The following is a 17,263-nucleotide window of genomic DNA, read 5'->3' on the forward strand; positions in this document are numbered from 1 at the left end:
CGGAGACGTCGTGAATCTTCCCTTGTGTGCCTCCTCAGGCTTCTTGTCGAGTCCTTCCGTATCGGTTTTCACGATTCCAGAAACGAGCAAAATGGCCCGTGTCGGTCGGCGTCGGCAACCCCACAGCACGAACACCCGCCGACGTTCGTCCGCGCATCAGTTCAACCTCTGCGCGGACCACTGAACCAAGCCGCTCAGCGGCGGCTTCGCGAGTCCTCGTAAGAAGTCGGCCGACGACTGGCTGGCACCATGGTCGCCGCGTCGAGAGGCGGCGGCCAAGACAGTCCCGAACGTGGCCGGTCGTCCGCGGCCGCGCGCAAGACCAGTTCCATTTCGAACCGCGCGGCCGGATCGCGCAGCAGTTCGCCGAAGGTCGCCTGCAATTGGCGCATGCGGTAGCGCACCGTCTGCGGGTGGACTTGCAGGCGCTCGGCGATCTCGACCACGTTCCCCTGACTGTCGAGCCAGGCGCGCAACGTTTCGAGAAGCCGATCCTGCTGCTTGTCGGTCATGTCCGCCAAGGGGGCGAAAAGCCGGGTGCGGAGGAGTTCGGTGAGCACGCCGTCCGAATGCACCAGCAAGGCAGCGAGATGCTCCTCCGCGCGAAGCACCCGCTCACCAGGGATTCGCCCCCGATCGGCGAGAACCAGTGTGCGGCGTGCCCAGCGCAGAGAGTCGGCGAGGCTGGCCAATGGCACGCACGGCCCGACCGACAGCCGGCAATTCGGCAGTGCGGCCTGAAGAGTCGCCAGCCGGGCACCATTGACCGCGCCGGGCACGACGATGCACGGCTCGGCGGAGTCCAGGTCCGCCAGGACATCCGAGTCCAACGTCGCGTGCCGGCGGGCCCTGCCGTTGAGCGGCGATTGGACAGCAATCGGCGACGCCTGCTCCGGCACTGCCCAACCGGTCAGCTGAGCCAACTCCGCGATCGCCTTCGGCGGGGCGGCCGGGACCTCCAGCAGGACGCCGAGCAGCCGTCGCCGCCAAGTGTCCAATGCGCCGGCGGTGCGAGCTTTCGCCTCTAAATAGCCATCCAGTGCGACCGACGCCAATTCGTCCATGAACGCCAACATCGCATCAGCCAGCTGCGACATGACCGCCGAGGAAAGGCCGGCCCGCCGTCCGACCCGCATGATCCGGCGCCACGACACGCGCGCGCCGACCCGATACGCCGATTGCAGAGTGTCGAGGCTCCGCCCTTCCCGCATCTCGTTCTGCCCGAGCCGATGGTGCACCTCGTGCGATTGTTCCTTCGACGCCCGCGGGTCGGCGATCTGCGCGACGAACAGCGTGATCGCATACTCGACGCCCGCGCGGATCGATCTCCCGTACGGACCGTCGAGCGGACGCGCGTAGGCGGGAATCGTCGCGCGGATTTCGTCGACGATCTCGGCGGACAGGCTCGCCAGTTCGGGCCGCAGGATCTCGGCGAGTTTGCGTGGCAGCGCAGCCGACGGCACAGCGTGATCGAGTCCCCGCTCCACCGACATCGCAGCTCCTTCGCTCCGCCCCGGTTCCCCGACCGCGCCGCAGCGCTGCCGGGAGCCCCCGCATCCATTGAGGGGTGACACCCGACACATCGAAAAACCAACGCCAAACGTGTCACCGCTCCGCGAAGAAACCGATTTCTTGTCACGTTTGTGACAAGTTCACGAGGTCAGAGGGGCACATCGCGACAACACACCACCAGGCGCGCTACGCCGTGCGTACAAACGGACGCACCAGGGCGCCTGCCTTCAGCGGCGACCCGGCGGGCAGCGAAAACGACCACAGAGCGTCACCCGGCAGAGTCCTCCTCCCTCTTGTAGCATGTGCTTGATACAAGAGGGAGGGGTTCATGATGCAACTCGACACGGCGCTCGCCGTCGCGGGCATCACCGGCCTGTTCGGGCTGATCATCCTGATCGTGTTGTGGCCAGGCGAGAAACAAGGCGTGCGGCTGCTGGCGAAATGGGGCGTGCGGAACCCGACCGCCGACCAGGTGCCGGTGGCCGTGCGCTATCTGCGCCGTCGTCGATTCTGGTATCCGTGGCTGTTCCTCGGCCTGCCCCTCATCCCGGGCACGACGAATCTCGTCGGCGAACGGAACGCGAACTCGCTGGTGTTCGTGGTGCTGCTCGGCGGGCTCGCCGCCGAAATCCTCGCTCAGCGCCCCTCGCGGGAACCCCGCAGGGAAGCCGTGCTCGCACCGCGCGGCGTGCTCGATTTCGCTCCGCTGTGGACGATCATCGTCTCCGGGCTGGCCACCCTCGCCGCCGTCGTGCATCTCGCCGTTTTGCGGCAATGGGGCCCGCTGGCGGTGACAGTCGGCGCGGCCGCGGTGTCGTGGATCATCGTGCTCCTCGCGGTGCGTCGTCCGGCCGCCGGCGACCCGGAAGTCGACCAGGCACTGCGCGTGCGCAGCGCGCGCGTCGCCCTCGGGCTCGGCACCGGAACGGCTGCCACGCTCGGCTGGACGGTCGGCGACCTCACCTCGTTCCTCGCGTTCGTCGCCACCGTCGCCGCGTTCCTCGCGATCGTCGGCCCGCCGCCGAAGCAGCGCGCGACAACCACGGCAGCACGGTAAATGCCGCTGCGAGTAGTGGTCGACGCCGAAAGCGGAGTTCCGCCCTGGCGTCAGGTGCACGACCAGATAGTCCGCGCGATCACGACCGGCTCCCTCGCCCGGGACGCCCGCCTGCCGCCGATCCGTCAGCTTTCGAGGGACCTCGGGCTCGCCTCCGGCACCGTCGCCCGCGTGTACCGCGAGCTCGAGTCCGCCGGCTGGGTCACCACCGCACGAGCACGCGGAACCGTCGTGACCGGCCCGGCCGAGCGACCGGATCCGGGCGCACTGCTTCGCAACGCGGCCGTCGAATACGCCCGGCACAGCCGGGAACTCGGGGTCGCGCCGGACGAAGCCGTCGACGCCGTGCGCGCGGCATTGGCGAGCCTGGACACGCCGTCGCAGTGAATCCGGTCGATCGTCCGGCCGGCGCGGTGTTCGCCGTTCTGTGAACCGTCTTCCGCACGGTCTCGGGCACACCTCCTTCTTGCCCGTGCGTTCCCGTGGTCCACTCACCGGACGAGGCGCGGTCTCACCGCCTCGGCGCGGAGGTTCAGCCCTCCATCAGCACCCTCCCCACCGCGGCCAGCACGGGTTCCAGCGCGGCGACTTCCGTGCCGACGCATTCCGTGATGCCCGCACCGACGACCTCCATTCCGGAAAGCCCGTCGATTGCTTCGGCCAATTCAGCGATCGTGAGCCCGCCGGGCTCCGGATAATTCACTCCGGGGAACTCTTCGGGATCAAGAATGTCCAAATCCACATGCAGATAAACGCGGTCCGCTCCCGCGGCGTTCAGCGCTCCGGCGACGTCGTCGGAGCGCACGGCGAGGCCGCCGGCAATGGCTTCCTCTTCCGCGGAATCGAGCGAGCGGGTGCCGAACAGCACTGCTTGGCCGCGTTCGATCGCCGGACTCGCGGCGAAATCCTTGTCGCCCTCGCCGAGCAACGACCGCAGCACCATGCCGTGATAGGCCCCCGAGGGCGAGGAATCCGCCGTGTTCAAGTCCGCGTGCGCGTCGAACCACGCGACGCCAAGCGTTGCGCCGTAACGGAAACGCGCGACACCGACCGGGACCAGCTCGACGCCGCAGTCGCCGCCGATCGTGAGCACCGGGCCTTCCGGCGCTTCGAGCGCAGCGAGCTGCAACTGCCGGTTCGTGCCCGTGAGCACGGACCGGTTGGCTATTCCGGCGACGACGTCGGACGTCGCTGCGTCCTGGCGTACGTGGTGCACCGGCTTGCCGAGCACGTGCCCGGCCAGTTCGGAAAGTGCGCGGCAGCCCTCGACCAGCCCCTTGGCTCGGGGACTGATCGCGCCCTGCCATTGCGGCACCGCGTTGATCAGCATGCTTCGACGCTAGCGCGAACCCCCCGGAAAAAGCGAGCCGTAAATGGTGCGAGGGGTCCCTTCGCTCCGTTTTGGAGCGAAGGGACCCCTCGCACGAGAAAAAGTGGCGCGGGAGCGGGCTATTCGAGCACGATGAGAAGGTCTCCGCCCTCGACCTGCTGAACGGAGGTGATTGCCAGCCGACCGACTTTGCCCGCCGCCGAAGCGGTGATCGACGCTTCCATCTTCATGGCCTCGATCGTCGCCACGGTCGCCCCTGCCGCCACCTGGTCGCCCTCGGCCACCTGCAGCGTCACCACGCCCGCGAACGGCGCGGCGATCTGCTTCGGGTTGCCCTTCTCGGCCTTTTCGGTGGCCGGGATGTCCGAGGCGATGGAGCGGTCCCGGATCTGGATCGGCCGGAGCTGGCCGTTGAGCGTGGACATGACGGTCCGCATGCCGCGTTCGTCGGCCTCGCCGATGGCTTCCAGTTCGATGAGCAGCCGGACGCCGGGCTCAAGGTCCACCGAGTACTCCTCGCCCGGGCGCAGACCGTAGAAGAAGTCCTTGCTCGGAAGCACGCTGGTGTCGCCGTAGGCGTCGCGGTGTGCGAGGAATTCCTTGGTGGGCCCGGGGAACAGCAGCCGGTTCAGCGCGCCGCGGCGGTTGTCGGCGAGTTCCTTGTGGTCCTCTTCGGACAGTTCGACGACCGGTTTCGCCGCCGAACGGCCTTCGAGCGCCTTGGTGCGGAACGGTTCCGGCCAGCCGCCGGGCGGGTCGCCCAGCTCGCCGCGCAGGAAGCCGATCACCGAGTCCGGGATGTCGAACTTGTTCGGCTCCGCCTCGAAGTCCGCCGGGGAAACGCCGGCGCCGACGAGGTGCAGCGCGAGGTCGCCGACCACTTTGGACGAAGGCGTGACCTTCACGAGGTGGCCGAGGATCTTGTCCGCCGCGGCGTACATGGCCTCGATGTCCTCGAACCGGTCGCCGAGGCCCAGCGCGATCGCCTGCGTGCGCAGGTTGGAGAGCTGACCGCCGGGGATCTCGTGGTCGTAGACGCGCCCGGTGGGCGACGCGAGACCAGCCTCGAACGGGGCGTAGATCTTGCGGACGCTCTCCCAGTACGGCTCCAGGTCGCCGATCGCGTGCAGGTCGAGGCCGGTGCTGCGATCGGAGTGGTCGGTGGCCGCGACGATCGAGCCGAGCGACGGCTGCGACGTGGTGCCCGCCATCGACGACACGGCGCCGTCCACTGCGTCGGCGCCTGCCTGGATGGCGGCCAGGTAGGTGGCGAGCTGACCGCCGGCGGTGTCGTGCGTGTGGATGTGCACCGGAAGGTCGAATTCCTTGCGCAGCGCGGTCACCAGCCGGGCCGCGGCGGGCGCGCGGAGCAGGCCTGCCATGTCCTTGATGGCCAGGACGTGCGCGCCGGCTCCGACGATCTGCTCGGCGAGCTTGAGGTAGTAGTCGAGTGTGTAGAGCTTTTCGTTCGGGTCCGACAGATCGGAGGTGTAGCAGAGCGCGACCTCGGCGACCGCGGTGCCGGTGGCACGGACGGCTTCGATGGCGGGCCGCATCTGCTCGACGTCGTTGAGGGCGTCGAAGATGCGGAAGATGTCGATGCCGGTCGCGGTGGCCTCCTCGACGAAGGCCGTGGTGACCTCGGTCGGGTAAGGCGTGTATCCCACGGTGTTGCGGCCGCGCAGAAGCATCTGCAGACAGATGTTCGGCACTGCCTTGCGCAGTTGCTCCAGCCGCTCCCACGGGTCCTCGGCGAGGAACCGCAGCGCGACATCGTAGGTCGCGCCGCCCCAGCACTCCAGGGACAGCAGCTGCGGCACCGTCGCGGCGACGACCGGGGCGACGGCGAGCAGGTCCTTGGTCCGGACGCGTGTCGCGAGCAGCGACTGGTGCGCGTCGCGGAAGGTGGTGTCGGTGACGCCGAGCTGCGGGGTTTCCCGCAGCCAGCGCGCGAATCCCTCCGGCCCGAGTTCGGTCAGCTTCTGCTTGGAGCCGTCCGCAGGAGTGAGATCCGCGGGCAGCTTCGGCAGCTTCGTCACGGCCTCGGGCGTGCGCGGACGCTCGCCGTTCGGCCGGTTCACCGTCTGATCGGCGAGATAGGTCAGCAGACGCGTGCCGCGGTCGGCGGAGTGCCGGGCGGTCAGCAGGTGCGGCCGTTCCTCGATGAACGACGTGGTGACGTTGCCCGCGCGGAAGTCCGGGTCGTCCAGCACCGCCTGGAGGAACGGGATGTTCGTCGCCACGCCGCGGATCCGGAACTCGGCGACCGCGCGGCGGGCGCGGCCGACCGCGGTGCGGAAATCGCGGCCGCGGCAGGTGAGTTTCACCAGCAGCGAATCGAAGTGGGCGCTGATCTCGGTGCCGGAGAACGCGGTTCCGCCGTCGAGCCGGATGCCCGAACCGCCCGGCGAGCGGTAGGCGCTGATCATGCCGATGTCCGGCCGGAAACCGTTGGCCGGGTCCTCGGTCGTGATGCGGCACTGGAGCGCGGCGCCGCGCAGGTAGATCTTGTCCTGCGACAGGCCGAGGTCGGCGAGGGTTTCCCCGGAAGCGATCCGCAGCTGGGACTGCACGAGGTCGACGTCGGTGACCTCTTCGGTGACCGTGTGCTCGACCTGGATGCGCGGGTTCATCTCGATGAACACGTGCTTGCCCTCGCGGTCCAGCAGGAATTCGACGGTGCCCGCGTTGCGGTAGCCGATCTGCCTGGCGAATTTCACGGCGTCGGCGCAGATGCGGTCGCGCAGTTCGGGGTCGAGGTTCGGCGCGGGGGCCAGCTCGACGACCTTCTGGTGGCGGCGCTGCACGGAACAGTCGCGCTCGAAGAGGTGGATCACGTTGCCCTCGCCGTCGGCGAGGATCTGGACCTCGATGTGCCGCGGCTCGACCACGGCCTTCTCCAGGAACACGGTCGGATCGCCGAACGCGGACTCGGCCTCGCGCGCGGCGGCCTCGATCGACTCGCGCAGCAAAGCCGGGTCCTCGACGCGGCGCATGCCTCGGCCACCGCCGCCTGCGACCGCCTTGACGAACACCGGGAAGCCGAGTTCGTCGGCCGCCGCGACCAGTTCGTCGACGTTGCTGGACGGCTCCGACGAACCGAGCACCGGGACCCCGGCCTCGCGCGCCGCCTTGACCGCGCGCGCCTTGTTCCCGGTCAGTTCGAGGATTTCGGCGCTCGGGCCGACGAAGGTGATCCCCGCTTCTTCGCAGGCCATGGCCAGGTCGGGGTTCTCCGACAGGAAGCCATAACCCGGATAGACCGCGTCCGCGCCCGCCTTCTTGGCGGCCTTGACGATCTCCTCGACCGACAGATAGGCGCGGACCGGATGGCCCGGTTCGCCGATCTCGTAGGCCTCGTCGGCCTTCAGCCGGTGCAGCGAGTTGCGGTCTTCGTGCGGAAACACGGCGACTGTGCCCGCGCCCAGTTCGTAACCTGCGCGGAACGCCCGGATCGCGATTTCGCCGCGATTGGCCACCAGCACTTTGCGGAACATGCCCGGTCCTTCCCTTTTCGGATCGGTATCGAAGGCACGTTACCCGGTTCGTCCCGCGGTGCGGGAGCCGTAGTCCAAGTGATGGACATCATGCACGCCGACCTGCATGCATGATGCTGGCCGAGCCGCCGCGCCGCAACCGTCAGGGCGTTCCCGCAGGCAGTGTGCACAGGAGCCGATTCGCGGTTCCGGAGGGCGCATTCTTGACCACGTTCTGCGTTGCGTCCTGCACAATTGCTTCCCCGACCGCATTGGGCGCGGCGTCGGGACGGGCGGACCGGTAGAGGGTCACCGCGCCCGCGGTCACCGCGGCGGCCATCGAGGTGCCGGACAGCGTCCCGACATCGGCTGTTCCGGCGATCGGCGCGGGGATGTCGACGCCCGGTGCGTACAGATCGAGCGGCGTGCCGAAGTTCGAGAACGGCGCGACCTGGTCCTGGACGTCGGTCGCACCCACGGTGAGGGCTTCCGGAACTCGGGCAGGCGAGCTCTGGCCGGCGTCGGCGCTGCCCTCACCTGCCGGAACCACGATCGGCATCACCGCCGCGACTCCCTTGACCGCGTTGTCGAGCTGCTCGTTCGGCACGCCGCCGATGCCCAGGACCGCGACCGCAGGCTGGTGTGCGTTCCGGGCGACCCAGTTCAGCCCGGCGATGATCGTGTCGGTGGCGCCGCCGCCTGCTTTGTCGAGCACTCGGACCGGGAAGATCTGCGCGCCTTTGGCGACGCCGTAGCTGTGTCCCGCAACGATTCCCGCGACGCGGGTGCCATGGCCGTTGGTGTCCGACGTGTCCGGGCCGGTGGTGAGGAAATCCTTGCCAGGCATGACCCGGCCCTGCAGATCCGGGTGTTTGGCATCGACGCCGCTGTCGATCACGTAGACGGTGACGCCGGAGCCGTCCGAGTCGTAGTGGTACTTCTGATCGAGGCCGGTTCGCTGGTCGATCCGGTCGAGCGCCCAGCTCGGCGGGTTGGCCTGCGTCCCGCTCGCCGCTAACGCGGCCGGTTGCACCCCGGCGACCAGCAGAAATGTCAGAGTTGCCGAAAAAAGGCCACGCGCCGCTCGGTTCCGCATGCCTGCGGTCGTATCCCGGTGGCCCTTCAGCGGCAACTCGACGTCACACGATGGGCTGGTCCCGGTCCAGCGTCCGCCCGCCCCGACGCACTGACAAGCGAAGGACAGGGGGACGATGAACGGCATCTATCGATCTTTCGCCGCTACGGGGCGAACGGCAGTCCGACCTACGCGTCTCGCCGCTGCGTGGCCAATGGTTGACCGGTCGAGAGCTTTTGCCGCTCACTGGCCAACCGTTGGCAGACTGACAGTTACTTCGCCGGCGGGACGTGCGCGCTCACCGACATCGTCGGCAAGTAGACCAGCGCGTCGAAGGCTTGCACGACGTCGACCTTCGTGAACATGTGCGCGTGCCGCATGCTCGACGGTCCGGTCAGGCCCCGCGCCCGGTCTTGCCGCAAATCGACCACGCACGGATCCTCGCCGGCCATTGCCGCTTCGACACTGCCCTCGGCGGGCGGCTCCAACTCCTGTTCGAAGACCCGGAAGCCGAGACGCTCGCTCTCGTCCGGTTCGAGACCGGTGGTCGCACCAGTGCCCGCGGTGAGGCCAAGGGCGAAGTAATCGTCGCCGAACTCCTCGGCGAGGTGTGTGCCCGCGGAAGGGAACGCCATGGTCGGCAAAGCGGCGAACGGCACTCGCTGCAGGTGTCCGTTGTGGACCATCACCACGATCTTCTCGCCTTCGCCGTACAGCTTGCGAAGCAGCTTCACAGTTGCGGCCATGTACGTGTCGCGAGACGACCCCTGGAGCGACGGCGCCGTCCCCGCCATCATCGCGCTCAACTCGCGCAAGTACGCGTCGACGCGAAGCGCGCCGACCGCGTGGTGCTCGGCGATCGCATATCGGGCCGGCTCGCTCCGTTGCCGATAAACTGGCGACAGAGAACGAAGGTGCGCTACGAGAGTCGTCAACGCAGCCGTGGCCGCGTCTCGTTCCGTGACGGCCATTGCCGCATAACGGCCAGGCGCGACCGCGCTGCTGACCGCCGAATACGGCTCGGACGCGGCGATCGCGGCGTCGACCAGCGGAAGCACCTCCGGATCGACCTCCGCCACGAAGCCGCGGACAATCCGCAACGCCGGCTGCGGTGAACCGCTCGAACTGGGCAGGTCGAGTCCGGAGAAGCGGATGCCGCCGTGGCTGCGCATCCACGTCAGCATTTCGTGCGCCTCGACCGACTCGCCGAGAGAGAAGGTGAATCCTTCTCGCCCGACCTCGGCGACCGTGCCGGGACCGCCGTTCAGCCACTGCTGCACCAGGTCGCCCTCGGCGAATCCCGATTCGAAACCGAGCACCGTGAACCCGTGGTCCTCGACGAGACGGCGAAGCAACCGGGCGCGAAGTTCGCCGAACTCGCGGATGTGGTGGTTGTTCTCGCCGATCGCGACGATGCGCGCGTCGCCGATCAGGCCGGTGATCGAGGCGACGTCGCCGTCCAGCGGCGAACGGGTGCTCAGCGGTGTCATACTGAGGACACTAATGCAACAGGGGTAGCGATTGGCAACTGAGTTACCGGGGACCAGCAGACCGGGCGGACGAACGGAACGCACGCGCGTCGCCGTTTTGCGCGCGACGCTCGATCTGCTGGCGGAGGTCGGGTTCACCGAGCTGACGGTCGAGGCCGTCGCCGAACGGTCGGGCGTGCACAAGACGACGGTTTACCGGCGGTGGGAGTCACGCGAAGGACTGGTCGCGGCCGCGCTGCGGTTCGGCGCCGGCGAACCGTGGAGCCCTGCGGACACCGGTTCGCTTGTCGCCGATTTGCGGCGAATGGCGTTGGACGTGGTGCACGCGTTGACCACGCCGGGGCAACGCGAGCTGCCGACCGCCGCGGTGCTGGCGGCCTTCCACTCGGCACAGGCGGCCGAGGCGTTGCGGGATTTCTATCGGGATCGGCATGCCCGAGCCGCGGTGATCGTGGAGCGGGCGGCGGCGCGCGGGGAGGTGCCGGCCGACACCGATCCGGACGAGGTGACGCGGACGGTGTGCGGGCCGGTGTTCTACCGGTTGTTCGTGTCGCGGGAGCCGGTGTCGGAGGAGACGGCTGAGGTCGCTGCGGAGGCTGGGGCTGCGGCTGCCCGGGCGGGGGTGTTGAGGAGGCGGTCGCCGGGGGATGGCGACGGGGGTTGAGTCCGAGGTGGGGGCTTGTTGCCGGAAACGGCGACGGGTGGAGGCGGGCTGGCTTTCGCCGCAAACGGCGAAAGCAGGCTGCGGCTGAACGATGGGCTGGCCAGACGCTCGCAGCAAAGCAGTGGCCAGCCAGGCGAAGCCAGACGCCGGGCACCGGGCACCGGGCGCCGGGCACCAGACGCCGGGCACCAGACGCCGGGCACCAGACGCCGGGCACCAGACGCCGGGCACCAGACGCCGGGCACCAGACGCCGGGCACCAGACGCCGGGCACCAGACGCCGGGCACCAGACGCCGGGCACCAGACGCCGGGCACCGGGCACCGGGCACCGGGCACCGGGCACCGGGCACCGGGCACCGGGCACCGGGCACCGGGCGATCGTCGCCGACGAGCGGTATCCGGAGCGACGTTGGCGGGCGAGACGCGCGGAGGGTCGCCGTCAAAGCGGCAACACGCGACGCGGACTTGTGGACCAAGCGGACCAGACAGTCGCCGCCTAACGGCAACAGACCTAGCAAGCTGGCCAGCAACCTCCTAGACAAATCGCCGCCCAGCGCCGACGAGTCCGGACACACGAGGCGGGCGAAATCAAGCAGCCGCCACAAGACGGCCGTCGGCAAAGCCCAAGAAAGACGCCTACCCCAACGCCAACCGGTACCGGACCTCCTCCAAGGTCACCGCACCGTCGGAGATCGTCTCTGCCTTGGCCTTTCCGTCAGTGACCCACCCGGCCCGTTCGTAGAACTTCCGGGCCCTCGTGTTCGTGGACAGCACCCACAGCGTCGCCGCATCGAACTGGGCCGACAGGCCGCGCACGCACTCCTCGTGCAGTGCTCGGCCCATTCCCCGGCTCCATTCGGACGGGAGGAGGTAGATCGACGACAGTTCGCCGGTCTTCGAGGCGGCATCGTCGTCCCGGCTGGGGCCGAAGACTGCGAAGCCGGTGATCTTCTCGCCGGTGCCTGCCACCAGGACGGTGTGCGGGCGGGAAGTGTCCGCCAGGCTCGATGCCCAGCCCTTTTCCCGCGTCTCGACCGAAAGGCCGGAGAGGAACTCGTCCGGCAGCAAACCCGCGTAGGCCGCTTGCCAGGAACCGACGTGAACGGCTGCGATGGCTGCCGCGTCTTCCGGGGTCGCGGGGCGGATCACGAGGTCGGGCACCATTCCTCCAGAGGCTCGGCAGGCGACGATCGGCTACGGGCAGTTCAGCACAAAAGCCCACGTGCCCGCATGCGGTTTAGCCAAGCGACCACAAAGGACAGTCAGCGCCGCGAAGTCGGGCAAAGGCGCCGAAAGCCACCGGGGAGTGTGTTCGGGCAAGGGTTCCGGGAGTTCAGGCATCGCCGCCCCGCCCGGAAGGCTCCTTGGCCGCCCGGCCGATAGCCTCGTCGGATTGGCGGGTCAGCTCCGCTCGTTCGTCATGCCCGTGCGCACCAGGAAATGGGACACTCGATGACCAACCCGTTGATCGCGCCGGTGAAGGATTCCACGACCGCGATGTCCGGGATTCCTTTGCTGGAGGACGCGACCGGCCTCAAGACCGCGATCGAGAGCAAGAACTGGGCGGCCGTCGCGATCGGGGCGGTGGGCACGGCGCTCGACGTGCTCACCGCGGTGATGGATCCGTTCGGCGCGATCTTCGCCGCGGGGGTCGGGTGGCTGATGGAGCATGTCGGGCCGCTCAAGGAGGCGCTGGACGCGCTCACGGGGAAGGCCGACGAGATCAAGTCCCAGGCGGAGACCTGGACGAATGTCGCCAAGGAGCTCGAGACCGTTTCGGTTGAGCTGACCGAGCTGGTCAAGAAGGATCTGCAGGACTGGAACGGCGAAGCGGCCGACACCTACCGCAAGAAGGCGGAAGACACCTCCGCGCTGATCGCCAGCGCGCAGAAGGGCAGCGAGGGCGCGGCGAGCGGCGTCAAGACCGCGGGCGAGATCGTCGCGGCGGTCCGGTCGCTGGTGCGGGACACGATCGCCGATCTCGTCGGGCACCTGATCTCGTGGGCGTTGCAGGTCGTGTTCACGCTCGGGATCGGGATGGCCTGGGTCGTGCCGCAGGTGATTTCCGCGGTGGCGAAGACGGCGTCGAAGATCGGCCAGGTCACCACGAAGCTGGTGCAGGCGCTCAAGGCGTTGATCCCGCTGCTGAAGAAGGCCGGGACGTTGTTCGGCGACGCCGGCAAAGCGTTGAAGGGGCTCAAGAGCGGCAAGGGCGCGCCGACGCACGCGCCCAAGGACATCAACGTCAAGTCCGGGAAACCTAAGTCCAGCGCCAAAGACGAAAGCACCGCGGCGTCCGGCGATCACAGCGGGAACACCGGTCAGCACGGCGGCGGCCACCACCAGTCGGACAAGCCCGAGGCGGGACCCGACGGGCCGAGCGGGGTCCGGGGCGGGCTGGACGGGCACACGTCGGCGTCCGGGGCACGCGGCGGGCAGGGCGGTGCGCGGTCGCTGGACGAGCAGGGCGAGAACTCGCGGTCGCTGGAAAAGATCTGCACCACCGGCGACCCGATCGACGTCGCGAGCGGGCAGATGGTGCTGACCGAGACCGACGCCGCGTTCCGCAGTGCGCTGCCGATGGTCTTCGAGCGCGCGCACTTCTCGGCCTTCCGCGCGGGCGGCTGGCTGGGCGGGGCTTGGGTGTCCACTTTGGACGAGCGGGTCGAGGTGCACGACGACCAGGTGTGGTTCGCCGCCTCGGACGGGACCGTTCAGGTCTTCCCGCGGCCACGCGGCGACGAATGGGTGGCGGCCGAGCACGGGCCCGCGCGGTTCCTCGCCCAGGAACCCGGCGGCGGGTTCGTCATCGAGGACCGGGAACGGCAACGGGTTCTCACCTTCGAGCGCGGCACCAGGCAGATCCGGCCGATCCGCTCGATCGCCGACCGCAACGACGAGCACATCTACTTCGAGCGCGACCCGCGCGGCACGCCGATCGCGATGCGGCACAGCGGCGGCTACCGGATCGAGATCGCGACCGAGGGCGGGCTCGTCACCGGGCTGTCGACGGTCAGCGGCGACGGCGCCGAGGTGCACTTGGTCCGCTACGGCTACGTCAACGGCAACCTCACCGAGGTCACGAACGAATCCGGCCTCCCGTTCCGGTACGCCTACGACCGTTCGGGCCGGATCGAGGCCTGGACCGACCGCAACGGCGAGTGGTACCGCTTCCACTACGACCCCTCCGGTCGGGTCGTGCGCACCGAGGGCTCCGGCGGCTGCCTCACCGTCACCATGGAATACGACCTGGTCAACCTGGTCACCCACGTCGTCGATTCGCTGGGGCACCGCAGTGCCTTCCACCTGAACGAATCGGGCCAGCTCGTCCGCGAGGTCAACGCGCTCGGCGCCTCGCGCAGCTACGAATGGGACGCCCGCGACCGGCTGCTCAGCGAGACCGACGAGCTCGGCCGCACGCAGCGCTACCGCTACGACGAGCTGAACAACCTGATCGGCGCGCGCCGGCCGGACGGCACGGAATGGTCCGTCGAACGCAACGAATTCGGCCAGCCGGTGCACCTGATCGAGGCGCCTGGCATCGAAACCCGGTGGGAGTACGACCAGCGCGGCAACGTGACCCGCCTCGTCGAACCCGGCGGCGGCGTCACGGTCTACACCTACGACGAGTGGGGTCACCTCGCGTCGGTGACCGATCCGGCGGGTGTGAAGCTGACCGTGGTGTCCGACGACGCGGGCAATCCGATCACGGTGACCGATCCGCACGGCGCGACGACCGCCTATCGCTACGACTGTTTCGGCAGGCTCTCCTCGACGGTCGACCCGACCGGCGCGGTCGAGGAATTCGGCTACACCGTCGACGGTTCGCTCGCCTGGCACCGCCGCGCGGACGGGTCCATGGAGGAATGGCATTACGACGGCGAGGGCAACAACCGCCTGCACGCCGACGCGTCGTCCGCGATCACCCAGCAGGAAGTGACCCACTTCGACCTGGTCTCCGCCGAGATCCGGCCGGACGGCACCCGGCTCGGATACTCCTACGACACCGAACTGCGGCTGACCGGCGTCACCAACGAACACGGCCAGGTCTGGCGCTACGAGTACGACCCGGCCGGAAACCTCGTCCGCGAAACCGATTTCGGCGGGGCGTCCTCGACCTACCGCTACAACGCCGCCGGCGAGCTGACCGAGATCCGCAGCCAGTCCGGCGACGTCGTGACCATGCGGCGCGATCTGCGCGGCAACCTCGTCGAGGAGGTCGTCGAAGGGCCGTCCGGGACCGTGCGCACCCGGTTCGAGCACGACGTCCTCGGGCAGCTCGCCGCCGTCGACGACGGGACCACGCGCGTCGAGTACACCCGGGACGCGGCCGGTCGCGTGATCGCCGAGACGGTCAACGGGCGCACTCTCCGTTCCGAGTACGACAGCGCGGGCAACCTGGTCCGGCGGCAGACGCCGTCCGGAGCGGAAAGCGCTTGGGAGTACAGCGAAGCCGGCGAACTCGCCGCGCTGCACGCCGCGGGCCGGACGACCCGGTTCGAGTACGACCCGGCAGGCCGCGAGGTCCGCCGCACGTTCGGCCAGGGCGCGGCGGTCCTGCGCGCCTGGGACCCGGCCGGGCAGCTTTCCGGGCAGGCCGTGCGCGCCGCGTCCGGCGAACTGGGCCGGGACCGGCGCTACCACTACCGGCCCGACGGCCTTCCCGCCCGGATCGACGACCAGACGTCCGGTTCGCGCTGGTTCACCCTCGACGTCCGGGGGCGGGTCACCTCGGTCCGCGCCGACGGCTGGAGCGAGCAGTACGCCTACGACGCGACCGGACGGCTCGTCGACGCCGCCTGGCCCGCGCCGGAAGAGGAGGACCGGCTCGGCAGGCGCGCGGGCCCGGCTTCGGTGATCACCGAGGCGGGCGCGGTCCGCTACACCTACGACGACGCCGGACGGATGCTCACCCGCCGGCACGAGGACGGGCGGACCTGGGAGTACGCCTGGGGTCCGCTGGAACGCCTCGCCTCGGTCCGGGTCCCGGACGGCACCTCCTGGCGCTACTCCTACGACCCGCTCGGCCGCCGGATCCGCAAGGAGCACTTCGCCGCCGACGGGAAGACCTCGCTCGAACGCGTCGACTTCGCCTGGGACGGCGACACTCTGGTCGAGGAAACCCGTACCGCCGACGGCACGGCCGAAACGACCGTGTGGGACTACGAACCGGATACCTTCCGGCCGCTGCTGCAACGCCGCCGTCCCGTTCCGGCGGACTCGCAGGACCGGATCGACGAGCAGTTCTTCGCCATCGTGGCCGAACCGTCCGGAACGCCGACCGAATTGCTCGACGACAACGGCGAAATCGTCTGGCACGCGCGCACCAGCCTGTTCGGCCTCGTGGTCGACGCGGCGGGGGAAACCGGGACGCCGCTGCGCTTCCAGGGCCAGTACTTCGACGCGGAAACCGGTCTGCATTACAACCTGCATCGCTACTACGACCCGGCGCTCGCCCGCTACGTCAGCCCCGACCCGATCGGGCTGGCCGGCGGGCCGGACCCGCACGCCTACGTCAGCAACCCGCACGTCCTGGTCGACCCGCTCGGCCTCGCGGGCAGCAACTGCTCGAAGCGCAGTCCCAGTCCCGACCCGTACGACCGCGGTCCCAGCCTCACGCCGGACCCCGCCGGCCGCTCCCGGAAGCAGTCCCCCGGCGGGACTGTGTACGTGGAGCACAAGAAATCCGGCCCGAAAGACCGGCGCACCCACTACGGGTACGCCAACCTCTCCCACAGCAGCAAGGCGATGCGGCCGATCTTCGAACGCAACGCGGTGTCCCCGCCGCCTTCCTTCAAGAAGCGCGGCGAGGACACCAAGTGGTACATGGACCCGAACCGGCGCTACCACACCCGCGACTACCAGGGAAACCCGACTGGGATCGTCAAGGGCCACAGCAATCTCGTCATGGGGCACAACCCCTCGGCCAGCACGCATTTCAACAAAGAGGGCTACAAGAACGACCGCCCGGCGAACAAGGCGCACAACGCCGACCCCAACTCGTTCGGCTGGCTCGAGAAGCGCGCCAACTCCAACGCCAGCGGCGGCAAGGAACCGCGCTACCGGGACACGACCCCGAGCAATGGCGCGAACGAGGTGTGGTGGAAGAAGGGCACCCCCGGCTACCGCGGAAACCCGGTCGCGGACTGGGTTCCCGAGGTCAAGACCGTGAAGCCGAGCAGCAGCAGCTACGGCGGCAGCAGCCACTCCGGCGGCTACGGCGGCGGCGGGTACTCCGGCGGCAGCGGGCACCACAGCTACAGCGGCGGGCACGCCGGGTCGTCCTCGAGTTCGGCGCCTTACATCCGAACCGTTCAGCCGCCGAGCAGCAGCCACTACAGCAGCAGCTACCACCCGAGCGGCGGCTATCCCGGCGGCAGCAGCAGTTACTACCCGAGCAGCAGCAGCCATTCCAGCAGTAGCTACTACCCGAGCGGCAGCGGTCGCAACGGCACCCAATACGTCTACGGGCCCAGCACCAGCAGCCACTACGGCAGCAGCTACGGAGGCGGACACAGCAGCAGCCACGGCGGCACCGGCACTTACGGGAGCAGCAGCTACGGAGGCGGTTACGGCGGCAGCTCCAGCAAGCGGAAGTACGACTCGGACGACGACCTCTACGGAGCCGACTGACCACGACAAGCGAAGCGGCGGGGCCG

Annotated in this window: 10 protein-coding genes; 4 read left to right on the forward strand and 6 right to left on the reverse strand. The window is 69.0% G+C overall.

Annotated features, from left to right (window positions below):
* Window positions 1–194: 194 nt before the first annotated feature.
* Window positions 195–1,493 carry a PucR family transcriptional regulator gene (locus H4281_RS18350; protein ID WP_182892167.1) on the reverse strand — a complete coding sequence of 433 codons (1,299 nt, stop codon included), beginning with the start codon at window positions 1,491–1,493 and terminating at the stop codon, window positions 195–197.
* A 347-nt stretch (window positions 1,494–1,840) separates the two neighbouring features.
* Here H4281_RS18350 and H4281_RS18355 point away from each other — a divergent pair, with 347 nt between their 5' ends.
* Together H4281_RS18355 and H4281_RS18360 are read left to right on the forward strand one after the other, a co-directional pair.
* A complete protein-coding gene (locus H4281_RS18355; protein WP_312872140.1) occupies window positions 1,841–2,569 on the forward strand; it encodes a hypothetical protein in 729 nt (242 codons plus the stop codon).
* Window positions 2,570–2,956, forward strand: coding sequence for a GntR family transcriptional regulator (locus H4281_RS18360; protein WP_182892168.1), 387 nt, complete (start codon window positions 2,570–2,572; stop codon window positions 2,954–2,956).
* Window positions 2,957–3,101: 145 nt separating this feature from the next.
* On the opposite strand, the gene H4281_RS18365 is transcribed toward H4281_RS18360, so the two are convergent.
* The 4 genes from H4281_RS18365 to H4281_RS18380 all read right to left on the reverse strand — a co-directional run bounded on the left by H4281_RS18365 (window position 3,102) and on the right by H4281_RS18380 (window position 9,940).
* Window positions 3,102–3,899: an arginase family protein gene (locus H4281_RS18365; RefSeq protein ID WP_182892169.1), complete on the reverse strand. Its 798-nt coding sequence runs from the start codon at window positions 3,897–3,899 to the stop codon at window positions 3,102–3,104.
* A 119-nt stretch (window positions 3,900–4,018) separates the two neighbouring features.
* Window positions 4,019–7,396, reverse strand: a complete 3,378-nt coding sequence (locus H4281_RS18370) for a pyruvate carboxylase (RefSeq protein ID WP_182892170.1) — start codon at window positions 7,394–7,396, stop codon at window positions 4,019–4,021.
* 142 nt (window positions 7,397–7,538) lie between these two features.
* The gene (locus H4281_RS18375) at window positions 7,539–8,471 is read right to left on the reverse strand and encodes a S8 family peptidase (protein ID WP_182892171.1); all 933 of its coding nucleotides are present in this window, start codon (window positions 8,469–8,471) and stop codon (window positions 7,539–7,541) included.
* 251 nt (window positions 8,472–8,722) lie between these two features.
* The gene (locus H4281_RS18380; RefSeq protein WP_182892172.1) at window positions 8,723–9,940 is read right to left on the reverse strand and encodes an erythromycin esterase family protein; all 1,218 of its coding nucleotides are present in this window, start codon (window positions 9,938–9,940) and stop codon (window positions 8,723–8,725) included.
* A 31-nt stretch (window positions 9,941–9,971) separates the two neighbouring features.
* On the opposite strand from H4281_RS18380, the gene H4281_RS18385 reads away from it, so the two are divergent.
* Window positions 9,972–10,604, forward strand: coding sequence for a TetR/AcrR family transcriptional regulator (locus H4281_RS18385; RefSeq protein ID WP_182892173.1), 633 nt, complete (start codon window positions 9,972–9,974; stop codon window positions 10,602–10,604).
* Window positions 10,605–11,240: 636 nt separating this feature from the next.
* On the opposite strand, the gene H4281_RS18390 is transcribed toward H4281_RS18385, so the two are convergent.
* Window positions 11,241–11,765 carry a GNAT family N-acetyltransferase gene (locus tag H4281_RS18390; RefSeq protein ID WP_376771895.1) on the reverse strand — a complete coding sequence of 175 codons (525 nt, stop codon included), beginning with the start codon at window positions 11,763–11,765 and terminating at the stop codon, window positions 11,241–11,243.
* 291 nt (window positions 11,766–12,056) lie between these two features.
* Here H4281_RS18390 and H4281_RS18395 point away from each other — a divergent pair, with 291 nt between their 5' ends.
* On the forward strand, window positions 12,057–17,237 hold the full coding sequence (locus H4281_RS18395; protein WP_182892175.1) for an RHS repeat-associated core domain-containing protein: 5,181 nt from the start codon (window positions 12,057–12,059) through the stop codon (window positions 17,235–17,237).
* Window positions 17,238–17,263 lie beyond the last annotated feature (26 nt).

It is taken from the genome of Amycolatopsis dendrobii (assembly GCF_014145675.1).
GTDB lineage: Bacteria > Actinomycetota > Actinomycetes > Mycobacteriales > Pseudonocardiaceae > Amycolatopsis > Amycolatopsis dendrobii.